Here is a 23,685-nt window from a genome sequence, read left to right on the forward strand (position 1 = left end):
CTTCTCAATCAGGATTTCAAGAAGCCGTTGGCGGCCAGGAAGCTTTCGGTAATGCCACTGCCCTTGCTCGGTTCGGCAGCCTTGTCACCCAGCAGCAAGCGCTCCAGATAACGGGCCAGCAGGTCGACCTCAAGGTTTACCCGACGCCCTGCGCGGTAGTCGGCCATGATGGTTTCGGACAGGGTGTGCGGGACAATGGTCAGCTCGAACTCGGCGCCATTGACCTCATTGACCGTCAGGCTGGTGCCGTCGACGGTGATCGAACCCTTGTGGGCGATGTACTTGGCCAGCTCCTTGGGTGCACGCACACGGAACTGGATGGCGCGGGCGTTATCGCTGCGCGAGATGATTTCGCCGACGCCGTCGACATGGCCGCTGACCAGGTGCCCACCCAGGCGGGTGGTGGGGGTCAGGGCTTTCTCCAGGTTGACCTTGCTGCCGCTCTTGAGGTCGATGAACGCGGTGCGCTTGAGGGTTTCGACGCTGACGTCGGCCCAGAAGCCATTGCCCGGCAGTTCGACAGCGGTCAGGCATACCCCATTGACGGCGATGCTGTCGCCCAGCTTGACGTCACCCAGGTCGAGCTTGCCGGTTTCGACGTAGACGCGCACGTCACCACCCTTGGGGGTGAGGCTGCGGATGGTGCCGATGGATTCGATGATGCCGGTAAACATGGGGTCTTCCTCAAAAACGGTTTGCACGGGGCAAGCCCGGCATTATACGCCGGGTGCCGGCAGGGGGATGGCTGTGACCCGCCAGTCATCGCCCACTGCCCGCATTTCGGTAATTTTCAATCGCGGCGCTTCGCTCATCTTGTCCAGCGGCCAGTCCAGCAACGGGCGGGCCTGGGAGCCGAGGAAGGTGCCGGCAACGAACAGCTGATATTCGTCCACCAGGCCTTGGCGGGCAAAGGCACCGACCAGGCCGGCACCGGCTTCCAGCAGGATTTCGTTGACACCGCGAGCGGCCAGGGCCTGCAGCAGCGCCGGCAGGTCGACCTGACCATTGTCACCTGGCAGGCTCAACAATTCGTGGCCGGCAGCGGCATAGCGCGGGTCATCTGCGACAGCGGTCACCACCAGTGCCGGGCCAGCCTGGAAGAACGGCGCATCCAGTGGCAGGCGCAGGCGGCCATCGACCAGTACGCGCAGCGGCGTTCGGCTGAGAGCCAGGGCTGTGGTTTCGGCATCCAGGCCCAGCTCGGCGCCACGTACGGTCATGCGGGCGTTGTCGGCCAGCACGCTGGCAGCGCTGGTCAGCACCACGCTGGAGCGGGCGCGCAGGCGCTGTACCGCCGAACGGGCAGCCGGGCCGGTAATCCACTGGCTTTCGCCACTGGCCATGGCGGTGCGGCCGTCCAGGCTCATGGCCAACTTGGCGCGCACGAACGGCAGGCCAGTTTCCATGCGCTTGAGAAAGCCCGGGTTGAGTGCGCGGGCCTCGGCTTCGAGCACGCCACTGGCCACCTCGATACCGGCCTCGGCGAGGCGCCGCAGGCCTTGCCCCGCCACTTGCGGGTTAGGGTCCTGCATGGCTGCCACAACCCGCGCCACACCAGCCTTGACCAGCGCCTCGGCACACGGCGGCGTGCGCCCATGGTGGCTGCACGGTTCAAGGGTAACGTAGGCACAAGCGCCACGGGCACGCTCACCGGCCTGGCGCAGGGCATGCACTTCGGCATGCGGCTCGCCGGCGCGCACGTGCCAACCTTCGCCGACCACTTCGCCATCACGCACGATCACGCAGCCTACGCGCGGGTTGGGGTGGGTGGTATACAGGCCCTTGCGCGCCAGCTCCAGCGCGCGGGCCATGTAGTGGGCGTCAAGGATGGCGGCTTGGCTGGGCATGTTCACTCTTTAGCCGGCTCACGGGCCAGGCGGTCGATTTCTTCGCGGAACTCGTCCAGGTCCTGGAAACGCCGGTACACCGAGGCAAAGCGGATATAAGCCACCTCGTCGAGCTTGCGCAGCTCGGCCATGACCATTTCACCCACCACCAGCGATTTGACTTCGCGCTCGCCAGTGGCACGCAGGCGGCTCTTGATGTGGGCCAGCGCCGCTTCCAGGCGCTCGACGCTGACCGGGCGCTTTTCCAGGGCCCGTTGCATGCCGGCGCGCAGCTTGTCTTCGTCGAAAGGCTGGCGCGTGCCGTCCTGCTTGATCAGCCGGGGCAGCACCAGTTCGGCGGTTTCGAAGGTGGTGAAGCGCTCGCCACAGGCCACGCATTCGCGGCGGCGGCGCACCTGCTCGCCCTCGGCAACGAGGCGAGAGTCGATGACCTTGGTGTCGTTGGCACCGCAAAAGGGACAGTGCATGGTGGCAGGCAACAAAAAAAGGGAGGGCCATGGTAGCGCATTGCACTGGCAAGACAAGCCAAAGGGGTTAACATCCATGGGAAATCTGCCCGTTAAGGACTCCCCCATGCACTACCGAGCGCTCGTCGTGCTGTGCTGCGCCGCCCTGCTCGCCGCTTGCGGCAGCGACAGGCCGAAGACCGATACCCTCCCGGCGCCCACGCCAACACGCTCGGCCAAACCGGCCGAAGTCTTGGGCCCGTTGCCGGCCTACCAGCGTGAACTGAGCGGCACCTTGCTGGAAATCCCGGCCGGTGCCGACGTGGAACTGGCCTTGCTGGTCATCGACGAACGCGACCGCCCGCAACGCCTGCTGGCCAGCAGCAACCTGACCGGCACCGGGCAAGCGTTGCCCTACCACCTTCGCTTCAACCCCGAGGCCTTCCCGGCCGGCGCGAGGGTCGAGCTACGTGGCCGCGCCAGCCGTTCCGGCCAGTTGATCATGCACCTGCCGCCGGTACGTATCAGCCAGGCCCAGACCCAGGCCACCGGCCCGCTGCGTTTCGAGAAGGCACCTTAAGTGGCGCCACTGGCCCTGCAACAGGCTCTCGGCGGCCTGATCGGCGAAGCGCGCCTGATCGTCAGCGAGCTGCCCGGCTGTGACCTGAAGCTGTGGTTGATCGACGACCAGAACATGGACCGTGCATTCAGCAGCGACGAAACCCGGCGCATTCTTGAAGAGCCGCCCTACTGGAGCTTTTGCTGGGCCAGTGGCCTGGCCATGGCCCGCTACCTGGCCGAACGCCCGGAATGGGTGGCCGGCAAGCGCGTGCTGGACTTTGGCGCCGGCTCCGGTATCGCCGGCATTGCCGCCGCGCGCGCCGGGGCACTGGAAGTGGTGGCCTGCGACCTCGACCCGCTGGCCCTGGATGCCTGCCGCGCCAATGCCGCGCTGAACGGGGTAGCGCTCAGTTACAGCAGCGACTTCTTTGCCGAGGACGACCGCTTCGACCTGATCCTGGTTGCCGATGTGCTGTACGACCGCGCCAATCTGCCGCTGCTGGATGCCTTCCTCAGCCGCGGTCGCCAGGCGCTGGTGGCCGACTCGCGGGTACGCGACTTCAGCCACCCGCTGTACCAGCAGTTGGGCGTGCTCGAAGCACTGACCCTGCCGGACCTGGCCGAGCCACACGAATTCCGCAGGGTCAGCCTGTACCACGCCAGCCGCGACGCCTTATAGTGGTGCCATTCACGAGTTTGCGAGAGTCGCGATGACCCAAGACACGCCTTACATTTTCGACGCTACCGATGCCACCTTTCAGCAACTGGTGATCGAGAACTCTTTCCACAAGCCGGTGCTGGTGGACTTCTGGGCCGAGTGGTGCGCGCCGTGCAAGGCACTGATGCCGTTGCTGGCCAAGATCACCGAGGGTTACCAGGGCGAGTTGCTGCTGGCCAAGATCAACTGCGACGTGGAGCAACAGGTGGTTGCCCAGTTCGGTATCCGCAGCCTGCCGACCGTGGTGCTGTTCAAGGACGGCCAGCCGGTGGACGGTTTTGCCGGGGCTCAGCCGGAATCGGCGATTCGCGCCATGCTCGAGCCACACGTGCAGATGCCCGCCGCCCCCACCGCTTCGCCACTGGAGCAGGCCAAGGCGCTGTTTGCCGAAAGCCGCTTTGCCGAAGCCGAAGCGCTGTTGCAGGCGCTGCTGGGTGAAGACAACAGCAATGCAGAGGCGTTGATCCTGTACGCCCGCTGCCTGGCCGAGCGCGGTGAACTGGGCGAGGCCCAGGTGGTGCTGGATGCGGTCAAGACCGACGAGCACAAGGCCGCCTTGGCCGGCGCCAAGGCTCAGCTGACCTTCCTGCGCCAGGCCGCCAGCCTGCCGGAAGTGGCCGACCTGAAAACCCGCCTGGCGCAGAACCCGCAAGACGATGAAGCGGCTTACCAGCTGAGCATCCAGCAGTTGGCGCGCCAGCAGTACGAGGCGGCGCTGGATGGGCTGCTGAAGCTGTTCCAGCGTAACCGTGGTTACGAGAACGGCTTGCCGCAGAAGGCGATGCTGCAGGTGTTCGAGTTGCTGGGTGGGGATCACCCGCTGGTTGGTGTGTATCGCCGCAAGCTGTCGGCGGCGATGTTCTGAGAATGCCGGGGCCGCTTTGCGGCCCATTCGCAGCACAAGGCTGCTCCTACAGGGACCGTACGGAACCCACGGCCACCTGATCCTTGTAGGGTTCTTTCACCCAACCCAGTGATAGACCGGCGAGTCCACGCCACTTTCCACCTTCACCTCACTGCTGTGCCGCAAGCGCACCAGCAACCGTTTGCCCGCCGCCGTGCTTCCCGCCAGCCCTTCCAGCCGGTCCAGCAACTCCGGCCCGCTCATCTGCCCGGCAAGGCGCAACACTTCACGCGCTGCGGACCATTGCCCGTCATCCTGACGCGGTGGCGCAACAGTAGACGTCGCAGCACCCTGTGCCACAGCAGGCACCTCGATTGGCTTACCCAGTTGCGCCCACTCTTCAGGCGCCAGCTCGATGGTCAGGTCCACCGGCCAGTCACCAATCTGTCCACGAATTCTCATGATGCATTCCTTGAGCCCAGGTCAATGCAGCCATGCTACCGCAACATGAAACCTTAGCCACGCAGGCTGGCGGCGCGCAGAAAAGTTGTTATAACATAACCCAATCTTCCAGCCCGCCCCGGAGTCGTCCATGCGTCGCCTGCTGCTCGCCCTGCCCTTCGCCTTGCTGCCACTGGCCGTGGCCCATGCCCACGATGATCATGATCATGACCACGCCCACGGCACGCTCGGCGCCCACGAGCATGGCGTGGCCAAGCTCAACGTCGTGCTTGATGACAACACCCTGGAGCTGGAGCTGGACAGCCCGGCAATGAACCTGGTGGGCTTCGAGCATGCCGCCAGCAGCGATGCAGACAAGGCCAAGGTCGCCGCCGTGCGCCAGCAACTCGAACAACCCCTCAAGCTGTTCGGCCTTTCTGCAGCAGCGAACTGCAAGGAAGAACAGCAGGAGCTGGAAAGCCCGCTGTTCGGTGATGCCCTGAAAGCCGACGACGAGGGTGACGAACACGCGCACGGCCACCAGCACAGCGACATCGGTGCCCATTACCAGCTCGCCTGTGCCAACCCCGACAAACTGGCACAGGTGGACCTGGCGCCACTGTTCAAGGCTTTCCCGGCCACCCAGAAAATCAACGTGCAACTGATCGGCCCCAACGGCCAGAAAGGCGTGGAAACCACGCCGGCCAAGGCAGCGGTCGCCTTCTGAATGAGCCAGCCGTTGATCAAACTGCATGACCTGGTGTTCGGCTGGCCAGGTCAGCCGCCGTTGCTGGATATTCCGGCATTCCACCTGGACGCGGGTGAAGCCCTGTTCCTCAAGGGCCCCAGCGGCAGTGGCAAGACCACCTTGCTGGGCCTGCTCGGCGGGGTGAACGTGCCGGATCAGGGCCGCATCCAGTTGCTTGGCCAGGACCTCGGCAAATTGGGCCAGGGCGCCCGCGACCGCTTTCGGGTCGATCACACCGGTTACATCTTCCAGCAGTTCAACCTGCTGCCGTTTCTCTCTGTACGTGAAAACGTCGAGCTGCCCTGCCGCTTCTCGCACAGCCGCAAGGCCCGCGCCGAGCAGCGCCATGGCAGTGTCGACCAGGCGGCCGGCGCGCTGCTGGCCCACCTGGGCCTGGGCGACCCCGCCCTGCTCGCCCGCCGCGCCGACAGCCTGTCGATCGGCCAGCAACAGCGGGTCGCCGCCGCACGCGCCCTGATCGGCCAGCCAGAACTGGTGATTGCCGACGAACCGACCTCGGCGCTGGATGCCGACACACGCGAAGCGTTCATCCGCCTGCTGTTCGATGAATGCCGCGCAGCCGGTGCCAGCCTGCTGTTCGTCAGCCACGACCAGAGCCTGGCACCACTGTTCGACCGTCACCTTTCCCTGGCCGACCTCAACCGCGCCGCCAAGCCCCGGGAGGCCTGATGTACCTGCTCCGCCTTGCCCTGGCCAGCCTGGCCAACCGCCGCTTCACCGCCTTTCTCACCGCCTTCGCCATCGCCCTGTCAGTGTGCCTGCTGCTGGCGGTGGAACGTGTTCGCACAGAAGCGCGCGCCAGCTTCGCCAGCACCATCAGCGGCACCGACCTGATCGTCGGCGCCCGCTCCGGTTCGGTGAACCTGCTGCTGTATTCGGTGTTCCGCATTGGCAACGCTACCAACAACATCCGCTGGGACAGCTTCCAGCACTATGCACAGGACCCGCGCGTGAAGTGGGCGATCCCGATCTCGCTGGGCGACTCGCACCGCGGCTACCGAGTGATGGGCACCACGACGGATTACTTCAGCCATTACCAGTACGGCCGCCGCCAGCATCTGGAAATGAGCCAAGGGCGTGAGTTTGCCAGCGACCCGTTCGAGGTGGTGCTCGGCGCCGAAGTGGCCGAGGCGCTGCACTACAAACTGGGTGACAAGCTGGTGCTGGCCCACGGCGTGGCAGCCATCAGCCTGGTCAAGCATGACGACAAGCCGTTCACCGTGGTCGGCGTGCTCAAGCGCACCGGCACACCGGTCGACCGCACCCTGCATATCGGCCTGGGCGGTATGGAGGCCATCCATATCGACTGGCACAACGGCGTACCGGCCCGAGGCGCCGGACGCATCAGCGCCGAGCAGGCACGCACGATGGACCTGCAACCTGCCGCCATTACCGCGTTCATGCTGGGCCTGAACAACAAGATCGCGACCTTTAGCCTGCAGCGCGAGATCAACGAGTACCGCAGCGAGCCGTTGCTGGCAATCCTGCCAGGCGTGGCCCTGCAAGAGCTGTGGAGCCTGATGGGCACGGCGGAACAAGCGTTGTTCGTGGTGTCGCTGTTCGTGGTGCTGACCGGCTTGATCGGCATGCTGACGGCGATTCTCACCAGCCTCAACGAGCGCCGCCGGGAGATGGCGATCTTGCGTTCGGTCGGGGCCAGGCCGTGGCATATCGCGGGGCTGCTGGTACTGGAGGCGCTGTCACTGGCGGCGGTCGGGATCGTGGCCGGGCTTGGCTTGCTGTATGCGGGGATTGCCCTGGCGCAGGGGTACGTGCAGGCCAACTATGGCTTGTATCTGCCACTGCCCCTGCCGAGTGCTCATGAATGGGCCTTGCTGGCTATCATCCTGGGGGCGGCATTGCTGATGGGCAGCGTGCCGGCGTGGCGGGCCTATCGGCAGTCGCTGGCCGATGGCCTGTCCATACACCTCTGAGTGCGCGTAATGATCAGACACCTCACCGCCTGCTTCGCGGGCACGCCCGCGAAGAGGCCGGCAATGCGCATGCTGCTGGCCCTGCTGTTGCTGGTAGCAATGCCGCTATGGGCCGCCGAACCCAAGGAGCTGGACTGGCCGGCCTTGATCCCCGAAGGCGCCCCGGTCATCCCGCCACAACTGGCGCCGCTGCATGACATGTCACAGCTCAGCAACGCCCTGTCTGCGGAGTCCGCGCCAGCCGCGCGCCAGCAAGCCCCCGATGCCCCAGTGGTGAAGGGCCTCGACGGCCAGCAGGTCAAGCTGCCGGGCTACATCGTGCCGCTGGAGGTAAGCGAAGAAGGCCGCACCACCGAGTTCCTGCTGGTCCCTTACTACGGTGCGTGCATCCACGTGCCACCCCCGCCGTCGAATCAGATCGTGCATATTTTCAGCGAGATGGGCGTGCGCGTCGAAGACCTATACCAGCCGTACTGGATCGAGGGAAAGATGCAAGTTAGAGCCTCCAGCAGCGAACTGGCCGACGCCGGCTACCAGATGGAAGCTGAGAAAATATACGTTTATGAGCTGAGATGAGAACTGTTTCGAATTCGTGAAGACGCTTCTTTGAGCTGGGTCAAACTTTCTGTTTAAACAGCTCCGTACCATTGGACTACTCGATTAATAACGTCCTTTGGGAGCTTCCATGAACAAGTCCTTGCTCGGCGCCTCGCTTGTGGCCCTTGCGCTCGCCGCCCCTGCCGCCCACGCCTACCAGGCGGGGGACATGATCCTGCGCGCAGGCGCCATCACCACCGCCCCGAACGAAAGCAGCGGCGACCTGAAGTTCGACGGCAACAAGGTGTCGGGCACCAAGGCGACCCTGGACAGCGACACCCAGCTGGGCCTGACCTTTGCCTACATGCTCACCGACCACATTGGCCTGGAACTGCTGGCAGCCACCCCGTTCAAGCACACCGTCGGCGTTAAAGGCCTGGGCGGCGGGCTGGACGGCAAGCTGGCAGACATCAAGCAACTGCCACCGACCCTGTCGCTGCAGTACTACCCGATGGAGCCGAATTCGCGCTTCCAGCCGTACGCCGGCGTGGGGATCAACTACACCCTGTTCTTCGACGAAGACCTGAGCAGCGCACGTAAGCAACAAGGCTTCAGCAACCTCAAGCTGCAGGATTCGGTAGGTATTGCCGGCCAACTGGGCATGGACTACATGCTGACCGAAAACCTGCTGGTCAACGCCTCGGTCTGGTACGTCGACATCGACACCAAAGCCAGTGTCAACGGCCCGACCGCGCTGGGCTACAGCAAGACCAAGGTCGACGTCGATGTCGACCCGTGGGTGTACATGGTCGGCCTTGGCTACAAGTTCTGACCTGAACACTGCAGGGCGGCTTCGGCCGCCCTCGCGCGTTGCAGCCATAGCCAGTAGCCCAGCGCTGCCGCACTGAAGGCCATGCCAAGCCCACATACCGCAGCCCACCCCCAACGGGCATGCACCCAACTCGCAAGCACCGCCCCCAGCCCGCTGCCAAGCGAATAGCAGCACATGTAGGCGCCGATCAATCGGCTAGCCATCGCACCACGCCCTGCAAGCAACAGGCTCTGGTTGGTGACATGCACCGCCTGCACGGCAAAGTCCAGCATCAGCACGCCTAGCACAAAGGCCATCAGCGACTGCCCGACAAAAGCTGTGGGCAACCACGACAGCGTCAGCAGCGCCAGCGCCAGCCCGGTGGTGCGCTCTCCCAGCCCCTGGTCGGCCAAGCGACCGGCGCGCGCAGCCGCCAAAGTACCCGCAACACCTGCCAGGCCGAACAGGCCAATCTCGGTATGGCTCAACGCCAATGGCGCGGCGCTGAGGGGCATGACCATGGCACTCCACAGCACGCTGAACGCAGCGAAGATCAATACGCCAAACACGCCGCGCTGGCGCAGCAGCCTGTCTTCCCGATACAAACGGAACTGGGACACGATCAACGCCCGGTAGCCAGGCCGGTGTACGAGCGGCTGCCCACCGGGCAGGCTGCGCCACAGCACCAGGGCCAGCAGCGTCAGCAGCCCTGCGGCAACCAGATACACACTGCGCCAACCGGCCAAGTCAGCAAGCCCACCTGCCACCAGGCGCGCCAATAGAATCCCCAGCACCACGCCACTGGTGACGGTGCCCACGGCCTGCCCCTGCTCACCGGGTGAAGCCAGGCTGGCCGCATGCGCCACCATTATCTGCACCATGACGGCCATCAGCCCGGTGATGGCCAAGGCCAGCAGCAACATCGCCCAGTTGGGCGCCATGCCGACGCCGACCAGCGCCAGGGCAGAAAACAGCAACTGGCCCAGCAACAGGCGCTTGCGGTCGATCAGGTCCCCCAGTGGCACGATCAGTAGCAGGCCCAGGGCATAGCCTGCCTGGGTCACGCCGACTACCCAGCCAATTTGCTGCTGCACCACACCCAGATCGGCGGCCATCGATTCAAGTAAAGGTTGGGCGAAGTACACCGTCGCCACCGCCATGGCGCTGGTGATGGCAAGCAGCAGGGTTAGCCCGCGTGTCAGCGCAGATGTCATCGGTCAGGCCTCGTCAATTTGGTTTCGATTTGAAACCACCCCTGGCTATTTAGCAAATGTGGTTTTAATCTGCAACCAGACAATCAGGAAAGGCCCACCCCATGCTCGATGAAAACAATGCCCAATGCCCGGTGGCCCGAGCCCTGGAGGTATTGGGTGATCGCTGGGCACTCATGATCCTGCGCGATGCCTTCGATGGCCTGCGGCGGTTCAGTGAGTTTCAGAAGAACCTGGGGCTGGCGAAGAACATCCTCGCCTCACGGCTCAAGCTGCTGGTGGAAAGCGGGCTGCTGATGACACAGCCGGCATCGGATGGCAGTGCCTACAAGGAATATGTGCTGACCGAGAAAGGGCGGTCGGTGTTTCCGGTGGTGGTTGGCTTGAGGCAGTGGGGGGAGCGGTACCTGTTTGAAGCGGGGGAAGCGCGTTCTGAATTGGTGGAGGGTATTACGGGGCAGGCGCTTGAGACTTTGCAGGTGCGGGCTGTGGATGGGCGGGTACTGGGGGCCGAGGATTGCCTGCGCAGGGTTGTGCGGCATGGGTGATTTTTAGGGCTGCTGCGCAGCCCATCGCGACACAAGGCCGCTCCCACAGTGACAGTAAGTCCATTGGCTTTACGCGGTCGTTGTAGGAGCGGCCTTGTGCCGCGAAAGGGCCGCAAAGCGGCCCCAGCGCTATCAGCTTTTACCCAGTAGCCGCGCCAGACCTTCAACCATCGGCGTCGCCTGCGGAAACTCGAACCGCGCCAGCAACCGCTGGTTGTCCGCCCGCGAATGGCGAATATCACCCGAACGCGCCGCCACATGGCTGATCGCCGGCAAGCTGCCCACCACCTTCTCAAGCGCCACCAGCAACTGGTTCAGCGAGGTGGCCTGGTTGAGGCCGATGTTCACCGCCCCCTCCTCGACCTGGGGCTGCTCCAGTGCCTGCACCATTACCTGCACCAGGTCGCCCACGTAAAGGAAGTCGCGGGTCTGCTCGCCATCGCCGAAGATGGTGATCGGCAAGCCCTGCACTGCGCGCTCGCAGAAGATGCTGATTACCCCGGAATACGGCGAGGACGGGTCCTGGCGTGGCCCGAAGATATTGAAGAAGCGGAACACCACCGGCTCCAGGCCATGCTGACGGCGGTAGAAGTCCAGGTACTGCTCACTGGCCAGCTTGTCCACGGCGTAGGGCGTCAGCGGCGCCTTGGGCGTGTCCTCGGCAATCGATTCACCCTCGCCATTGTTGCCGTACACCGCCGCACTGGAGGCGAACAGCACCCGGCGCAGACCATGCACGCGCATGGCTTCGCACACATTGAGGGTGCCAATGAAGTTGCTTTGGTGGGTACGCACCGGGTCTTCGACCGAGGCCTGCACCGAGGCCACCGCCGCCAGATGCACCACGGCACGGCAGCCTGCCGCAGCCTGCGTGACCAGCCCGGCGTCGGCCACATCGCCTTCAATCAGCTCTAGCCGTGGGTGGTCAACCTGCAGGTTGCTGCGCCGGCCGGTGGAGAAGTCGTCGAGAATGCGTACGGCGTAGCCTTTGTCCAACAACGCATCGCACAGGTGGGAGCCAATGAAGCCGGCACCGCCGGTGATCAGGATGGGGGCGTCAGCCATGGCGGTAGAACCGGTCCAGTAGAGGCGGCAGGCCGGCGCGCCAGGCGCGCGGCTTGATGCCGAAGGTATGAAGGATTTTCTTGCAGGCCAGTACAGCGTTCTGCGGCTCTTCGCTGGCATCCGGCCGTGCCGCATGGGCCTGCGGTGTCGGCGCCTGCACCGCCAGTTGGCGGTATTGGCCTGCTTCGGTAAGGATAGCCTGGCCCAGCGCCAGCGGCGTGGTCGCCTCGTTGCCGGCGTAATGGTAAGTGCCCCACAGCGGCGCACTGCAATCGAGCTGCTTGAGCACCGACAGAATCACCCGTGCGGCATCGTCGACCGGTGTCGGGTTACCACGCCGGTCATCGGCCAGCAGCAGCTCTTGCGGCTGCTCTGCACGGGTCAGGAAGCGGCCCAGCGAGCCGTCGATGCTCTCGTCGAGCAACCAGCCGAAGCGCAGCAGCACATGCTGCGGGCAGGTTGCGCGCACACTCTGTTCGATGCGCCACAAAGCCTGGCCACGCAGGCCAAGCGGTACTGGCTCATCCTTTTCGCTGTAGGCGGTGGCCCGCGAACCATCGAATACCCGGTAGCTGGATGGCTGCACCAGGGTGATCTGGTGGTGCTGGCACAGCTCTGCCAGCCGCTCCACTGCCCGCTCCTGTTGAGCCAGGCGTTGCTCGCTGACCGACTCGGCCTGGAACCAGTCGAAGTAATAGGCCAGGTTGACCAGGGCGTCGGGGCGGTGATCGTCGAGCAACTGAGTGAGGTTGGCCGGCGTCCAGCCGTTCTCGGGCGGGCGCGGCGCCAGGAAAGCAATGTCCTCCTCGGCCCCAAGACGAATCAGCGCTTGCCCGAGGGCATTGCCACCACCCAACAGCATTAGGCGCATACGCATAGAGTCAGCAGATCCGAGAGGTTGATGAAGGAAAGGGGCCATTTTGCGGTTTCCGGGCGGGGAAGTCCAACGCCGAGCCTCGCCAAGGCCTCAGGGGAGTCGTGGATCTGGAGTTTCACTGCACGACACAGCCGACAGAGAGAAATCCTACGACGCACCAGGAAAGAGCTGACTTCACCGCAGAGACGTAACTGCATTGAATAGTCGACTCTCGTGCTTGCCAGGCGGGTGAGACTCCTCACAACAAGTACAAGGAACGTTCAATGCCCCATCCCGAAGCCGCATACCTGGATTTTTGCCCGGAACAAAGTCGGGCCATAGCCCTTGCAAGTCAAACCATTGCGGACTTGGGCGGACCTGAAGCCAAGGGAGCAGCAGTTGAAGCTCGCGCCTTCGCCGATCAGCTCGACAAAGGCTTGGATGAAAAACAACGTTCGCTGCTGCTGCGTTTCAACGAAGGCAACGTGTCAACCTTGATGTTCAGGCAAATGCGTTGTGCCGACGAGCCGATACCTGAACACCTACCCGATATCCACGATTTGGCGCAAAGCCCTCGCTGCCTATACCTCGCTTCACGAAATCAACTGCTGCTGGAACTCGCCCGTCATCGCTGTTTCGCTTTTGATATCGACAATGAAGGCAAACAGGTCCGCCTGGTTGGTAACTTCAAGGGAGGGGGCCGTACCCCACGCCCCAACGAAGCCCCCTGCCTGGCAGTGGAAACCAGCTCACATGCAGGCTTGTACCTGGGACCGCACACTGAAGCCCCGTACAACTGCTCAACGATCGCCAGAAACGGTCACTCCCCGGCCCCCTCCGCGCTCATCCTCACTGCCCGCTGGAATCCCGCCAATGAGCCTACGCATGTCGTCCCGCTCCGGGAAGTAATCGAATGCTTGAGCAGCCTGGATACACTTGCGCTGACTTCAAGGTGTTTCGACTTCACGCGCAGCGACTGTTTCGCTAAAGGCAAGGGCAATGCGGGTAAAGAAGTTTCAATACTTCAGTTCGAGCCCAATGGTGGTTTCTCAATTCGTTACAACAGCTACCGCTTCCGCTTGAGTGATCGTGCTTGCAGCGCCGCCGCGCGTGCTTTCACTACCTTTCAAAAAAAGCTCGATAACGCACAACCGCTGGCGTTCGTCCTCCAGCCCGATAGCGCATTGTTGATCAACAACAGTCAAGCCCTGCACGGTCGCGACAGGGTTCAGGACAACCGGCGCCTGCTCATCCGTCAATTCGGATACTCCCCCTTCGCGGAACCGCTGGTTCTCGTTGAAGACCCCCTTCTGGTTCGTGGTTAATCACTGAGAAAAACGATGATCGAATTCGATTTGACGCTTGTTCTGATACTCGCGCTCGTTGCACTCATGGCCGGCTTTTTCGATGCGATTGCCGGAGGCGGAGGTTTGATCACGCTCCCAGTGCTTTTTATCGCCGGTGTTGAACCCTTGGCAGCAATTGCCACGAATAAAGTCCAAGCCGCTTCGGCTACCGTTTCGGCTACATGCGCTTTCGCCCGAAAAGGCATGATCGACTGGAGGCGAGGCAGCCCCATGGCAGTGATGTCGTTTATTGGAGGGGCCTTGGGGGCATTGTCTATAACCTACGTGCCCAAAAGCTTTTTGCAGGCATGTGTCCCACCCTTGCTGATCCTGATAGCAATTTACTTTGCCTTTAGTCCAAAGCCGAATGAGCAAACGCGCAAGGCAAAATTATCGACTAGCCTGTTCTGCGTAACGGTTGCGCCAATCATTGGGTTTTATGATGGTATCTTCGGCCCTGGCGTCGGCTCGTTCTTCATGCTGGCCTGCGTAGTTCTACTAGGCCAACAGCTGATACAAGCCGTGTGCACCAGCAAGCTTTTGAACGCAGCCTGCAACCTAGGCGCGTTGTCAGTGTTTTTACTCAGCGGAGCGATCATCTGGCCGCTGGCGCTGGCAATGGCGATTGCCGCCTTTCTGGGCGCACAACTAGGTGCGCGCTGCGCAGTTCGTTTCGGCTCTCGCCTCATAAAGCCGCTGCTGGTCAGTGTCTGCATCATCATGGCATTCAAACTACTGCTCGACACGGGCAATCCACTCGGCGAGTGGCTCAATCAGTTTTTCTAGAGGGCGCCATGCACTTGCAAAAGGGATCATCTCAGCGTCTGAAATGGCAATTTGACGAACCCGCCCCGGGCAAAGAACTGTTTATCAACGAAGCGTTTGGGAACTACCAGCAACAGGCCCGGTTGCTGGTACCTGATACCGAGCGCGCAGCGCCGGCATTGGTGCTGGGTGGCGCGCGCTCGGACTTTACCCGGCTCAACCCACTGCTCTATCGCTTGCAAGCCGCTGGCATCGGGTCGCTCACCGGCAATCTTTCTGGTCACAGCCTCGCCAGCGAGCCAGGCGCAGTGGCACCGTCACTGGCTACCAACCTCAAAGAGGCACAGCGGTTTCATACGCATATCGCACCTCGATGCCGAACACTGATCGGCCACAGCCTGGGCGCGGCAATCACGCTGAAACTTGCAGCACGGTTGCCGCAAGTGGACAGGATCGTGTTGATCTGCCCAGCGGTTTATCCAGATGATGCCCACCGGGCGCCGTTTGGCCCGGCATTCACCACAGCCATCAGCAAACCCTACGGCTTTCTGGACAGCGACAGCTACGCCTTCCTCAAGCAGTTCCAAGGCAGAGTGCTGATGGTGATTGGCGAGTATGACGGGCTCAACTCACAACGATTCGGCAAAGGCCCAGGGACCAGTGCAGGTAGCCTGTGGCTGGCCGGTGCCGAGCGCTACAGCCCGATTCCTGAAGAAGTTACCCAGGCCCTGATGCAATCAGTTCCAGCAGCGCGTTTGCAATGCCTGTTTCTTACCGACTGCGACCATGGCATCGCTTCCCACTTACGCAGTACGCCAGCGATTGCGGATCAGGTTGCCAGCGCCGTGGCGGGATTCATCCTCGAAGACGCCTGACTTGTTGAGCATTACTCGATCTCGAACAAACTGTTGCGCAACGGCCCCACACTCAACCGCTCACGCACATCATCATCTATACGTGGGTCATCCGGCCGGTACAGTTTTACCTGACGATAGGCATTGATGCGATTGATCTCCTCGCCCAGGTACTCCCACACCACGCGGGTGCAGGCCGGGTTGCGACGGTCGCCGCTGGAAACCCCGGCCTTGAGGCCGTTCAGGCGGGTGATGCGGCTTTTGAAGCTGGGGATGAGAATGGTCTGGCTCATTTCGTTGAAGGTGAGCGACTCGTAGTCGATGAGGAACACCCGGTCCTGCAGCTGAAACGCCGCGCCCAGGTAGCGGCAGCGCACCTCGGCATGCTGGTCAGTGGCACTGGAACGCTCCTGGCGCTCCTGGCGCTCGAACAGGAAACGGCCGCGCTCTTCCCACAGGTGCACCAGCGACACCAGAATCGTGCCCGGCACCGACATGCAGTTGGAATACTCGAAGTAATAACCGCAATAGCGCGACAGGTTGCCCGCATGATCATGCAGCGGGCGGAACAGTTCGGTGATCGGGTCGCTGGGCTGCTCGGCCAAGGTGGACACCCGTGCGCCGATCAGCCGGGCGAACTGCTCGGCCGGCAGGTTCAGTTCGTAATCCTCGACCCCGAAGAAATCGCCAATGCGCTTGAGGTTGAAAGCCGTCGGACGGCTTTGACCGCTCAGGTACTTGTTGAACTGCGCGCGGTTGATAGAGAGCTGCCGGCAAACTTCGGAGATAGAGCGGTAGTGGCTGCAGGCCAGTTTGAGGTTGGTGGCGAAATGATCGCTCATGTGCGGAACCCAGGTGACGCGAATGACGCCATTGTAGCATCAACTAGCATCAAGTCAGAGCAACCCGCGAAATTGTAACGACTCTTGTCATGGCCAACCATTCGCCCCAACGAATAGCGGTGCGCCTGCCGTCCGCTGGTCATTCCACACGAAGAATAAGAATCGAGGTCATTTTCCAATGCTCGAAGTACTCAACGATTTCCTTTCGGGGAAACTCCTCATCGTGCTGATCGTAGGGCTGGGTAGCTACTTCACTATCCGTTCGCGTTTCGTTCAGTTCCGCCATTTCGGCCACATGTTCACCGTTTTCAAGGAATCGCTGCGTGGCCAGGCAGGCCAGCTGAGCTCCTTCCAGGCCCTGATGTTGAGCCTGGCCGGCCGCGTTGGCGCCGGTAACATTGCCGGTGTCGGTATCGCCGTGACCCTGGGTGGCCCGGGCGCCGTGTTCTGGATGTGGGTCACCGCACTGGTGGGCATGTCCAGCAGCTTCTTCGAATGCACCCTGGCCCAGGTCTACAAGCGCGCCGACGGCGACGGCCTGTACCGTGGCGGCCCGGCCTACTACATCCAGCATGGCCTGAAGCGCAAAAGCATGGCCATCGTGTTCTCGATCCTGCTGCTGGTCACCTATGGCTTCGCCTTTATCGGCCTGCAGTCGTACACCGTGACCCACTCGCTGCAGAACGCCTTTGACTTTGCCCCAAGCCAGACCGGTATCGTCTTGGCAGTGCTGCTGGCCATCACCTTCATCGGCGGCATCAAGCGCATCGCCGCCGTGTCGGACCTGCTGGTACCGATCAAGACCTTGGCCTACATCGGCGTGACCCTGTACGTGATCGGCACCCAGATCGAACACGTGCCAGCCATGCTGGAAACCATCTTCAAGAGCGCCTTCGGCCTCGACCCGGCGTTTGGCGGCCTGCTGGGCAGCGCCATCGTCATGGGTGTGAAGCGTGGTGTGTTCGCCAACGAAGCCGGCCTGGGCAGTGCGCCGAACGTCGCCGCCGTGGCTGCCGTGAAACACCCGGGCGCCCAGGGCGTGGTCCAGGCCTTCAGTGTGTTCCTCGACACCTTCGTGATTTGCACCTGCACCGCGCTGCTGATCCTGCTGTCGGGCTTCTACACCCCGGGCTTCGAGGGTGACGGCATTGTCCTGACCCAGAACTCGCTGGCCGCCGTGGTCGGTGACTGGGGCCGTGTGTTCGTCAGCGTGGCGCTGTCGCTGTTCGTGTTCACCTGCATCCTCTACAACTACTACCTGGGCGAGAACAGCCTGCAGTTCCTCACCCGCAACCGCGTGGTGCTGATGGTGTTCCGTGGCCTGGTGCTGGCACTGGTGGTGTGGGGCTCAATGCAAGACCTGTCGACCGTGTTCGCCTTCGCCGACATCACCATGACCTGCCTGGCCTTCGTCAACCTGGTGGCCCTGGCCCTGCTGTTCAAGGTCGGCCTGCGCGTGATGCGCGACTACGACGACCAGCGCAAAGCCGGTATCGGCCAGCCTGTGTTCGACTCGAGCAAGTTCGCCGACCTGGACCTGGACCGCAATGCCTGGCCTGCCAATCCACAGGTGGAAACAGCCGCTGACAAAGCAGCCGTCCAGGCTCAGCCGCAGCGCTGATATCCTCTCCTGCCCAGCCGCCCCTTCCGCGGGCGGCTTTTCTTTCTCGGCTCACCGCTACGGATGTTTTCCATGCGTGCAGTAAAGAATCTTCTCGTTCTCTATACCGGTGGCACCATCGGCATGCTCGAAACACCGGAAGGCCTGGCGCCAGCCGGTGGCTTCGAAGCGCGGATGCGTGAGCACTTTGCCAAGATGGCCGACGCCCCCCAGGTGCACTGGTCGCTTCAGGAGCTGAACCCGCTGCTCGACAGCGCCAACATGCAACAGCACAACTGGCTGGCGATGCGCGATGCCATCGTCGAAGCGGTGGATGTGGCAGGCCATGATGGCGTGCTGGTGTTGCATGGCACCGACAGCATGGCTTACAGCGCCGCGGCGTTGTCGTTTTTGCTGCTGGGCCTGCCAGTCCCGGTGCTGCTGACCGGCTCGATGCTGCCGGCAGGTGCCGCAGACAGCGATGCCTGGGCCAACCTGTGCGGTGCGCTGCGCCAGTTCGAACAAGGGCTGGAGAATGGCGTGCAGCTGTACTTCCACGATCAGCTGCTGCATGGCTGCCGGGCGTCGAAGCTTCGCAGCGAGGCGTTCGATGCCTTTGCTGCGTTGCCGCGTCATCGCGACGGCGAGCGGGCCGGTGCGATTCCCGCCGAGCTTGGCTACAAGCACCCGCGCCAGCCGGTCAACCTGGCGATAGTGCCGGTGTTCCCCGGGCTGCAGGCCGGGCACTTGCAGGCCTTGATCGACAGTGGTGTGCAGGGTTTGCTGCTGGAGTGCTACGGCAGCGGTACCGGCCCGTCGGATGACCAGGTGCTGCTGAATGTGCTGCGGGCGGCGCGCCAGCGTGGCGTGATGTTGGCAGCGATCAGCCAGTGCCCTGAGGGTTCGGTGGTGTTCGATACCTATGCGGCGGGTAACCGCTTGCGTGGGGCCGGGCTGGTCAGTGGCGGTGGCATGACCCGTGAGGCGGCGCTGGGCAAGATGGTTGCGCTGCTGGGGGCGGGGTTGGATGTGGATACTGCAGAACAGTGGTTTGCCCTGGATCTGTGTGGGGAGCGGGCTTAGGCTTCACCCTTCAGGGCCTCTTCGCGGGTGAACACGCTCCCACAGGTCCTGTGCAAGTCCCAAACGCTGTGAAGCGCCCCGTAGAGCCCCGACAGGCGAATGAAAATGGCGGAAGGCAGCGGGAGTCGAACCTGCCCGGGAACGGCTGCCGTCCCCAACCGGGTTTGAAGCCCGGCCGCGCCACCGGGCGCGATTGCCTTCCTTGAACTCAGTGCCTGGCCTGTTGCTGGGCCAGGGCGCTGTCGGCGCGGATGTGACGCTGGTCGGCCACCCTCCGGGTCAGGCCGATGCGGTCGAAATATTCCAGAATCTGCACACTGCGCTTGCGACCGATGCCCAACATATCGCGAAACGCGGCCACCTGCACTATCGGCGTTTCGCTGGCCTGCCCCAGCAACAGCTCTGCCATGCGCTGTAGCGTCGCCTCTGGGTAGAACAGGTCACGCACCACTTGGTGCACCACACCAAGCCTAGCCAGCTTGCGCAGCAGCAGGCGCACGTCGGCTTCGGCGCAATTCTCCTCAGTTGCCAGCGTCCTGACCCAGGGCGGATCGTATTGTCCCGCCAGCAACTTCGGCTGCAAGCGCGCCCACAACGCACTGTCGGCTTCGCTCAACTGCACCTTGTGATCGGGCAAATGTAGCCAAGGCCCGCTGCTGGCGATGGCGCCGTCATCGAGCAGTTCATCCAGCAGGCTGACGAATGCCGGGCGCTCCAGCGGCAAGGCCGCAAAGCGACGCAGGCGGTCACGGTCCGGGCCCAGTTGGTCAGGCTCTTGCTCATGAAAACGCGCCAAGTGCTCCAGCACCTGTTGCTTCAGCGCCTGCCACTGGGCGTTGGCGAACAGCAGCTGCCCCTGCCGCGTGGCCACCACCAATACCCCTTCTGGCAACTGCCAGGTTGCGCGCAGGCGATTGAACTGCCGCTCAAGCCGCTGGGGATCGATGCCACCGGGAGCGCTGGCGAGCAGCGCAGGCAGGGCCTGTTCCAGGTCGTCGGCATCCCGCAGCACCTGCAGCTGGCGCAGGCGCTCATCGCTTCGGCGCTGCCGGCTTGGCGCGAACGGGTCGAGTACTTTGCCGCCCCCCAAGGTGCGCTGGGCACGCTGGTCACGCAGCACCAGGCGATCGCCGTGCACGGCCTGCAACGGCGCATTGAGCAGTAACTGGGCGAACATACGCTGCCCCGCTGCCAAGGACTCACCTTCGAGCAAGGCCACGCGGGCCGTTACATCCTGGGTGCCGAGGTGCACGTGTACAGCGCTGAAATGTTCAAACGTACGGGGCTCGCCCGGCAGCAGGTTCAACTCGATATCGACGCGTACGCTGGGCGCGTGCAGCCACTCGGGCACCAGCCAGTCGCCCCGATGCACCTGCTCCATCGCCAGCCGTTCGGCCGTGATGTTCAACGCCACTCGCTGGCCTGCCTCGGCCACCAGCGCGGCCTGGTTCTGCGCATGCAGACCACGCACCCGCACCGGTTTGCCGGCCTTGCCCAGCAACAAGGTGTCGCCGGCGCTGACCCGCCCGGCCAGCGCCGTGCCCGTGACCACCACGCCGGCACCGGTAACCGCGAAAGCGCGGTCGACGGCCAGGCGAAAACCGCCACCAGCGCTGCGCTTGCGCACCGCTGCTTCGGCCTCCAGCAAGGCCTGACGCAGCGCGTCTATGCCTTCCCCGTTGATGCTGGAGACGGGAATCTGCCGCGCACCGGCATACGGCCCGGGCGCCAGCAGTTCGCTGACTTGCGCCCGCACTTCGGCCAGGCGCGCCGGCTCGACCCGGTCACATTTGCTGATCGCCACCAAGGCCTGAGGAATGCCCAACAGCTCGATGATCGCCAGGTGCTCGCGGGTCTGCGGCATGACCCCGTCGTCGGCAGCCACCACCAACAACACCAGGTCGATACCGTGGGCACCGGCCAGCATGTTGTGGATAAAGCGCTCGTGGCCCGGCACGTCGATGAAGCCAGTCAGCGGTGCGCCTTCGGCCAACGCCGCGTAGCGATACCCCAGATCGATGGTCATGCCGCGGGCACGCTCCTCCTGGCGCTGGTCGCCGGCCTGCCCGGTCAACGCCTGCAGCAGTGCGGTCTTGCCGTGGTCGATATGGCCGGCGGTACCGACGATCACTGCACCGGCCCCAGTTGCAGGGCGGGCAACTGCGCCAGCCACTGGAGCTCGTCATCCAGTTGGCGCAGGTCCAGCCAAAGGGCGTCGTCATCGATACGGCCAAGCACCGGCACCGGCAGTTCACGCAGTGCCCGTTCCAGCACATGCAGGCTGCGTCCTCGCAACTTCTTCGACACCTGCGGGCGCAGGCACAGGGCTGCACTGGGCAAGCGCGCCACCGGCTGGCTGCCACTGCCGATCATGCCCAGCGCGGGCTCCACGCTGACAGCCCACTGCTCACCGAGGTGAGCCTTAAGCCCAGGGGCCAGGCGCTCGGCCTGGGCCTGTATCTCGGCCTGGCTGCGGGTCAGCAGACGCAGGCTGGGCAGGCGCTCGGCCAGACGGTCGGGGTTACGGTACAGCCCCAGCACCGCTTCGAGTGCAGCGAGGGTGATCTTGTCGACGCGCAGCGCACGCTTTAGCGGGTTTTTCTTGATCCTGGCAATCAAGTCCTTGCGACCGACGATGATCCCGGCTTGCGGCCCGCCCAGCAGTTTGTCGCCACTGAAGGTGACGATATCGGCGCCGTCAGCCAGTGCCTGACGCACCGTCGGCTCGGCGGGCAAGCCCCAACGGGTAAGGTCTAGCAGGCTGCCGCTGCCGAGGTCTTCGAGCAGCGGCAGCTCATGTTGGTGGGCGATGCGCGCCAGCTCGGCCGTGGGCACCTGGGTGGTGAAGCCCTGGATGCTGTAGTTGCTGCAATGCACGCGCATCAGCAGGCCGGTACGTGGGCCGATGGCAGCTTCGTAGTCGCGGGCGTGGGTGCGGTTGGTGGTGCCGATCTCGTGCAGTTTCACACCAGCACGGGCCATGATGTCGGGGATACGAAAGGCACCGCCGATTTCGATCAGCTCGCCGCGGGAGATGATGCCCTCCTTGCGCGCGCCCAGGCTATTGAGCGCCAGCAGCACAGCGGCGGCATTGTTGTTGACTACGGTGACGGCTTCGGCGCCGGTCAACTCGCGGATCAAACCTTCGATCAAATCGTCACGGTCGCCGCGCTTACCGGTAGCCAGGTCGAATTCCAGATTGAGAGGATAGCGGGCGGCGGTTTGCATGGCCTCGATGGCTTCTTCGGGCAACAGGGCGCGACCGAGGTTGGTGTGCAATACGGTGCCGGTGAGGTTGAGCACGCGGCGGACCTGGCTGCGCTGCTGAACGGCCAAGCGTTCGCCGGTGCGGCCCAAGAGGATTTCGGGGGCCAGTTCGGCGGGGGTGAGTTCACCGTTGCGGGCGGGGGCGCGCAGGTCGTCGAGCAGCTGGCGCAGGGTGGACAGGACCGCCTCGCGGCCGTGGCGGTCGATCAGTGCGAGGCCGGCCGGGTGGCGCAGGAGGGTGTCGATGGAAGGCAGGCGTAGGGTGTGGCTGGCGAGGCTTGAAGACATGCGGTACTACCTTGGCTGATCCGGTGTCTGTACTGGCCTCTTCGCGGGTGAACCCGCTCCCACAGGGTCCGCGGAGCGGGTTTACCCGCGAAGAAGGCAACTCGGTGTTCCAGTGTAGACACTCACCCACTACCCGGCGCGAGCATCAGGTTGGGCGCCAGGCGATGGAAGCCCTCCTCGTCCAGGCGCATATCCAGCACCAGGCTGGCCAGGTCGTCGGCCAGCGGCTCGGCCGCCGCGTCGTTTTCCAGATAATTCTGCTTCAGGTACGTATTGCACCCCGGGCAGCACTCCGCTCGCAGCGGTGCCTTGCCCGGCGCATGGCGGTCATCTTCCAGGCTGGTATAGCGCAAGTCCTTGCTCGACTCGCAGTACACACACTTGACCCGCACCACATGCCATTCACAGGCACACAGCGAACAGGCCAGATAGCGCAAGCCATTGTGCTTGCCGCGGTTACGCACCACCCCAGCCATTGCCGGCGAACCGCACGCCGGGCACTGGGCCAGGCTACCGGCGGGTTTGAGCTCCGGCGCCGGCAGCGCCAGCAACCAACTGGACCAGGCCGCCTGCAACGCAGCGCCCAAAAACGGCACCAACGCCGCAGGCACCGCGTCGTACTGGCCCGCCAGCAAGGCGATGCCCCAGCCCTTGCGCTGATGGTCATCACTGCTGCGCAGCACCTGCAATGCTTCACCCAACGGGCCGCCTGGAGCGCCGCTGCAGTGCTCCAGCAGGGCCTGCAACCAGACAAGCCAAGGCGCTTCACGCACCAGGCTGTCGGCCGCCAGCGGTGGCAAGCCATGACTTATGCACAGGCGTTGACGCTCCTCTGCCACCGGCATACCACCGGGCGGGTTATCCACAAGCTGCTGCTGGATGCGGCACAACTGCGCGATCAGCCGCAGATAGTCGCCAAGGGCATTGCCATCGGCCAGTTGCTCAAGGCGCGCAGCGCGCAGTTCGAACAGATTGGCGGGGGGCAGATGCAGGAACGGCGGCGCTACCGCCGATGCCTCGATCTGCCCGGGTTCAAGTATCGTGCTCAAGCG

At 63.6% G+C, this 23,685-nt stretch carries 25 protein-coding genes and 1 tRNA gene; 14 read left to right on the forward strand and 12 right to left on the reverse strand.

What is annotated here, in order from left to right; genetic code table 11:
- Positions 1–8: 8 nt before the first annotated feature.
- The 3 genes from E8E78_RS03395 to nrdR are packed head-to-tail and all read right to left on the reverse strand — an operon-like array spanning position 9 to position 2,314.
- Positions 9–674, reverse strand: a complete 666-nt coding sequence (locus E8E78_RS03395) for a riboflavin synthase (protein WP_016497780.1) — start codon at positions 672–674, stop codon at positions 9–11.
- A gap of 42 nt (positions 675–716) precedes the next feature.
- Complete coding sequence (ribD, locus tag E8E78_RS03400) at positions 717–1,847, reverse strand: bifunctional diaminohydroxyphosphoribosylaminopyrimidine deaminase/5-amino-6-(5-phosphoribosylamino)uracil reductase RibD (protein ID WP_049277432.1); 1,131 nt, start codon at positions 1,845–1,847, stop codon at positions 717–719.
- Between the two features lie 2 nt (positions 1,848–1,849).
- Entirely contained in the window at positions 1,850–2,314 is a 465-nt protein-coding gene (nrdR, locus tag E8E78_RS03405; protein ID WP_009685710.1) for a transcriptional regulator NrdR, read from the reverse strand.
- Between the two features lie 106 nt (positions 2,315–2,420).
- Here nrdR and E8E78_RS03410 point away from each other — a divergent pair, with 106 nt between their 5' ends.
- Genes E8E78_RS03410 through trxA form a run of 3 tightly spaced genes read left to right on the forward strand, consistent with a single transcriptional unit; the run spans position 2,421 to position 4,437 of the window.
- A complete protein-coding gene (locus E8E78_RS03410) occupies positions 2,421–2,873 on the forward strand; it encodes a YbaY family lipoprotein (RefSeq protein WP_280311848.1) in 453 nt (150 codons plus the stop codon).
- The gene (locus tag E8E78_RS03415; protein WP_059395822.1) at positions 2,874–3,533 is read left to right on the forward strand and encodes a 50S ribosomal protein L11 methyltransferase; all 660 of its coding nucleotides are present in this window, start codon (positions 2,874–2,876) and stop codon (positions 3,531–3,533) included.
- Between the two features lie 31 nt (positions 3,534–3,564).
- Positions 3,565–4,437 (forward strand): thioredoxin, encoded by an 873-nt coding sequence (gene trxA / locus E8E78_RS03420; protein WP_043199370.1) that lies wholly within the window; start codon positions 3,565–3,567, stop codon positions 4,435–4,437.
- Positions 4,438–4,533: 96 nt separating this feature from the next.
- Here trxA and E8E78_RS03425 read toward each other — a convergent pair whose 3' ends face one another.
- Positions 4,534–4,878 (reverse strand): hypothetical protein, encoded by a 345-nt coding sequence (locus E8E78_RS03425; RefSeq protein ID WP_049274639.1) that lies wholly within the window; start codon positions 4,876–4,878, stop codon positions 4,534–4,536.
- 130 nt (positions 4,879–5,008) lie between these two features.
- Here E8E78_RS03425 and E8E78_RS03430 point away from each other — a divergent pair, with 130 nt between their 5' ends.
- The 5 genes from E8E78_RS03430 (at position 5,009) to E8E78_RS03450 (ending at position 8,929) form a co-directional block, all read left to right on the forward strand.
- Positions 5,009–5,584 carry a DUF2796 domain-containing protein gene (locus E8E78_RS03430; protein ID WP_049274640.1) on the forward strand — a complete coding sequence of 192 codons (576 nt, stop codon included), beginning with the start codon at positions 5,009–5,011 and terminating at the stop codon, positions 5,582–5,584.
- The gene (locus tag E8E78_RS03435) at positions 5,585–6,295 is read left to right on the forward strand and encodes an ABC transporter ATP-binding protein (protein WP_280311853.1); all 711 of its coding nucleotides are present in this window, start codon (positions 5,585–5,587) and stop codon (positions 6,293–6,295) included.
- Positions 6,295–7,560: an ABC transporter permease gene (locus E8E78_RS03440; protein ID WP_280311855.1), complete on the forward strand. Its 1,266-nt coding sequence runs from the start codon at positions 6,295–6,297 to the stop codon at positions 7,558–7,560. The genes E8E78_RS03435 and E8E78_RS03440 overlap by 1 nt, the downstream gene beginning before the upstream one ends.
- 63 nt (positions 7,561–7,623) lie before the next feature.
- Positions 7,624–8,136, forward strand: a complete 513-nt coding sequence (locus E8E78_RS03445) for a DUF3299 domain-containing protein (RefSeq protein WP_016497770.1) — start codon at positions 7,624–7,626, stop codon at positions 8,134–8,136.
- Between the two features lie 109 nt (positions 8,137–8,245).
- A complete protein-coding gene (locus E8E78_RS03450; RefSeq protein WP_016497769.1) occupies positions 8,246–8,929 on the forward strand; it encodes an OmpW family outer membrane protein in 684 nt (227 codons plus the stop codon).
- Here E8E78_RS03450 and E8E78_RS03455 read toward each other — a convergent pair.
- Positions 8,917–10,122 (reverse strand): MFS transporter, encoded by a 1,206-nt coding sequence (locus tag E8E78_RS03455; RefSeq protein WP_063424871.1) that lies wholly within the window; start codon positions 10,120–10,122, stop codon positions 8,917–8,919. The two genes, E8E78_RS03450 and E8E78_RS03455, sit on opposite strands and share 13 nt — an antisense overlap.
- Positions 10,123–10,223: 101 nt before the next feature.
- Between E8E78_RS03455 and E8E78_RS03460 the strand changes: the two genes are divergently transcribed.
- Positions 10,224–10,667, forward strand: a complete 444-nt coding sequence (locus tag E8E78_RS03460) for a helix-turn-helix domain-containing protein (protein ID WP_049274644.1) — start codon at positions 10,224–10,226, stop codon at positions 10,665–10,667.
- A 132-nt stretch (positions 10,668–10,799) separates the two neighbouring features.
- Here the strand turns inward: E8E78_RS03460 and E8E78_RS03465 are convergent, their stop codons facing one another.
- Positions 10,800–11,732: an NAD-dependent epimerase/dehydratase family protein gene (locus E8E78_RS03465; RefSeq protein ID WP_049275088.1), complete on the reverse strand. Its 933-nt coding sequence runs from the start codon at positions 11,730–11,732 to the stop codon at positions 10,800–10,802.
- Positions 11,725–12,609 (reverse strand): sugar nucleotide-binding protein, encoded by an 885-nt coding sequence (locus E8E78_RS03470; RefSeq protein ID WP_016497765.1) that lies wholly within the window; start codon positions 12,607–12,609, stop codon positions 11,725–11,727. Before E8E78_RS03470 ends, E8E78_RS03465 begins: the two co-directional genes overlap by 8 nt.
- A gap of 263 nt (positions 12,610–12,872) precedes the next feature.
- Between E8E78_RS03470 and E8E78_RS03475 the strand changes: the two genes are divergently transcribed.
- Genes E8E78_RS03475 through E8E78_RS03485 form a run of 3 tightly spaced genes read left to right on the forward strand, consistent with a single transcriptional unit; the run spans position 12,873 to position 15,574 of the window.
- Entirely contained in the window at positions 12,873–13,913 is a 1,041-nt protein-coding gene (locus E8E78_RS03475) for a hypothetical protein (RefSeq protein WP_084966978.1), read from the forward strand.
- Between the two features lie 15 nt (positions 13,914–13,928).
- Positions 13,929–14,720, forward strand: a complete 792-nt coding sequence (locus E8E78_RS03480) for a TSUP family transporter (protein WP_280311861.1) — start codon at positions 13,929–13,931, stop codon at positions 14,718–14,720.
- An 8-nt stretch (positions 14,721–14,728) separates the two neighbouring features.
- Entirely contained in the window at positions 14,729–15,574 is an 846-nt protein-coding gene (locus tag E8E78_RS03485) for an alpha/beta hydrolase (RefSeq protein ID WP_059395829.1), read from the forward strand.
- An 11-nt stretch (positions 15,575–15,585) separates the two neighbouring features.
- Here the strand turns inward: E8E78_RS03485 and E8E78_RS03490 are convergent, their stop codons facing one another.
- Positions 15,586–16,395, reverse strand: a complete 810-nt coding sequence (locus E8E78_RS03490; protein WP_096425510.1) for a helix-turn-helix transcriptional regulator — start codon at positions 16,393–16,395, stop codon at positions 15,586–15,588.
- A 178-nt stretch (positions 16,396–16,573) separates the two neighbouring features.
- On the opposite strand from E8E78_RS03490, the gene E8E78_RS03495 reads away from it, so the two are divergent.
- The gene (locus tag E8E78_RS03495) at positions 16,574–18,016 is read left to right on the forward strand and encodes an alanine/glycine:cation symporter family protein (RefSeq protein WP_061202630.1); all 1,443 of its coding nucleotides are present in this window, start codon (positions 16,574–16,576) and stop codon (positions 18,014–18,016) included.
- A 63-nt stretch (positions 18,017–18,079) separates the two neighbouring features.
- The gene (locus E8E78_RS03500; RefSeq protein WP_172439594.1) at positions 18,080–19,078 is read left to right on the forward strand and encodes an asparaginase; all 999 of its coding nucleotides are present in this window, start codon (positions 18,080–18,082) and stop codon (positions 19,076–19,078) included.
- A 106-nt stretch (positions 19,079–19,184) separates the two neighbouring features.
- On the opposite strand, the gene E8E78_RS03505 is transcribed toward E8E78_RS03500, so the two are convergent.
- The 4 genes from E8E78_RS03505 to fdhE all read right to left on the reverse strand — a co-directional run bounded on the left by E8E78_RS03505 (position 19,185) and on the right by fdhE (position 23,682).
- A tRNA-Sec gene (locus tag E8E78_RS03505) sits at positions 19,185–19,280 on the reverse strand.
- Between the two features lie 6 nt (positions 19,281–19,286).
- The gene (gene selB, locus E8E78_RS03510; protein WP_197863220.1) at positions 19,287–21,209 is read right to left on the reverse strand and encodes a selenocysteine-specific translation elongation factor; all 1,923 of its coding nucleotides are present in this window, start codon (positions 21,207–21,209) and stop codon (positions 19,287–19,289) included.
- Positions 21,206–22,633, reverse strand: a complete 1,428-nt coding sequence (selA, locus tag E8E78_RS03515) for an L-seryl-tRNA(Sec) selenium transferase (RefSeq protein WP_049275095.1) — start codon at positions 22,631–22,633, stop codon at positions 21,206–21,208. The genes selB and selA overlap by 4 nt, the downstream gene beginning before the upstream one ends.
- 122 nt (positions 22,634–22,755) lie before the next feature.
- Complete coding sequence (gene fdhE, locus E8E78_RS03520) at positions 22,756–23,682, reverse strand: formate dehydrogenase accessory protein FdhE (protein WP_059395831.1); 927 nt, start codon at positions 23,680–23,682, stop codon at positions 22,756–22,758.
- Positions 23,683–23,685 lie beyond the last annotated feature (3 nt).

Source organism: Pseudomonas sp. BN505 (genome assembly GCF_029873175.1).
Classification (GTDB): Bacteria; Pseudomonadota; Gammaproteobacteria; order Pseudomonadales; family Pseudomonadaceae; genus Aquipseudomonas; species Aquipseudomonas putida.

What these genes read in the sequence shown, in the direction of transcription:
- E8E78_RS03480 (WP_280311861.1), top strand. Translation starts at nt 13,929, where the DNA reads ATGATCGAATTCGATTTGACGCTTGTTCTGATACTCGCGCTCGTTGCA.
- E8E78_RS03485 (WP_059395829.1), top strand. Translation starts at nt 14,729, where the DNA reads ATGCACTTGCAAAAGGGATCATCTCAGCGTCTGAAATGGCAATTTGAC.
- ribD (WP_049277432.1), bottom strand. Translation starts at nt 1,847, where the DNA reads ATGCCCAGCCAAGCCGCCATCCTTGACGCCCACTACATGGCCCGCGCG.
- E8E78_RS03450 (WP_016497769.1), top strand. Translation starts at nt 8,246, where the DNA reads ATGAACAAGTCCTTGCTCGGCGCCTCGCTTGTGGCCCTTGCGCTCGCC.
- E8E78_RS03425 (WP_049274639.1), bottom strand. Translation starts at nt 4,878, where the DNA reads ATGAGAATTCGTGGACAGATTGGTGACTGGCCGGTGGACCTGACCATC.
- E8E78_RS03445 (WP_016497770.1), top strand. Translation starts at nt 7,624, where the DNA reads ATGCGCATGCTGCTGGCCCTGCTGTTGCTGGTAGCAATGCCGCTATGG.
- E8E78_RS03395 (WP_016497780.1), bottom strand. Translation starts at nt 674, where the DNA reads ATGTTTACCGGCATCATCGAATCCATCGGCACCATCCGCAGCCTCACC.
- E8E78_RS03465 (WP_049275088.1), bottom strand. Translation starts at nt 11,732, where the DNA reads ATGGCTGACGCCCCCATCCTGATCACCGGCGGTGCCGGCTTCATTGGC.
- E8E78_RS03500 (WP_172439594.1), top strand. Translation starts at nt 18,080, where the DNA reads ATGTTTTCCATGCGTGCAGTAAAGAATCTTCTCGTTCTCTATACCGGT.
- E8E78_RS03460 (WP_049274644.1), top strand. Translation starts at nt 10,224, where the DNA reads ATGCTCGATGAAAACAATGCCCAATGCCCGGTGGCCCGAGCCCTGGAG.
- E8E78_RS03470 (WP_016497765.1), bottom strand. Translation starts at nt 12,609, where the DNA reads ATGCGTATGCGCCTAATGCTGTTGGGTGGTGGCAATGCCCTCGGGCAA.
- nrdR (WP_009685710.1), bottom strand. Translation starts at nt 2,314, where the DNA reads ATGCACTGTCCCTTTTGCGGTGCCAACGACACCAAGGTCATCGACTCT.
- E8E78_RS03495 (WP_061202630.1), top strand. Translation starts at nt 16,574, where the DNA reads ATGCTCGAAGTACTCAACGATTTCCTTTCGGGGAAACTCCTCATCGTG.
- E8E78_RS03440 (WP_280311855.1), top strand. Translation starts at nt 6,295, where the DNA reads ATGTACCTGCTCCGCCTTGCCCTGGCCAGCCTGGCCAACCGCCGCTTC.
- E8E78_RS03455 (WP_063424871.1), bottom strand. Translation starts at nt 10,122, where the DNA reads ATGACATCTGCGCTGACACGCGGGCTAACCCTGCTGCTTGCCATCACC.
- E8E78_RS03490 (WP_096425510.1), bottom strand. Translation starts at nt 16,395, where the DNA reads ATGAGCGATCATTTCGCCACCAACCTCAAACTGGCCTGCAGCCACTAC.
- E8E78_RS03475 (WP_084966978.1), top strand. Translation starts at nt 12,873, where the DNA reads ATGCCCCATCCCGAAGCCGCATACCTGGATTTTTGCCCGGAACAAAGT.
- E8E78_RS03435 (WP_280311853.1), top strand. Translation starts at nt 5,585, where the DNA reads ATGAGCCAGCCGTTGATCAAACTGCATGACCTGGTGTTCGGCTGGCCA.
- E8E78_RS03430 (WP_049274640.1), top strand. Translation starts at nt 5,009, where the DNA reads ATGCGTCGCCTGCTGCTCGCCCTGCCCTTCGCCTTGCTGCCACTGGCC.
- E8E78_RS03410 (WP_280311848.1), top strand. Translation starts at nt 2,421, where the DNA reads ATGCACTACCGAGCGCTCGTCGTGCTGTGCTGCGCCGCCCTGCTCGCC.
- trxA (WP_043199370.1), top strand. Translation starts at nt 3,565, where the DNA reads ATGACCCAAGACACGCCTTACATTTTCGACGCTACCGATGCCACCTTT.
- selA (WP_049275095.1), bottom strand. Translation starts at nt 22,633, where the DNA reads ATGTCTTCAAGCCTCGCCAGCCACACCCTACGCCTGCCTTCCATCGAC.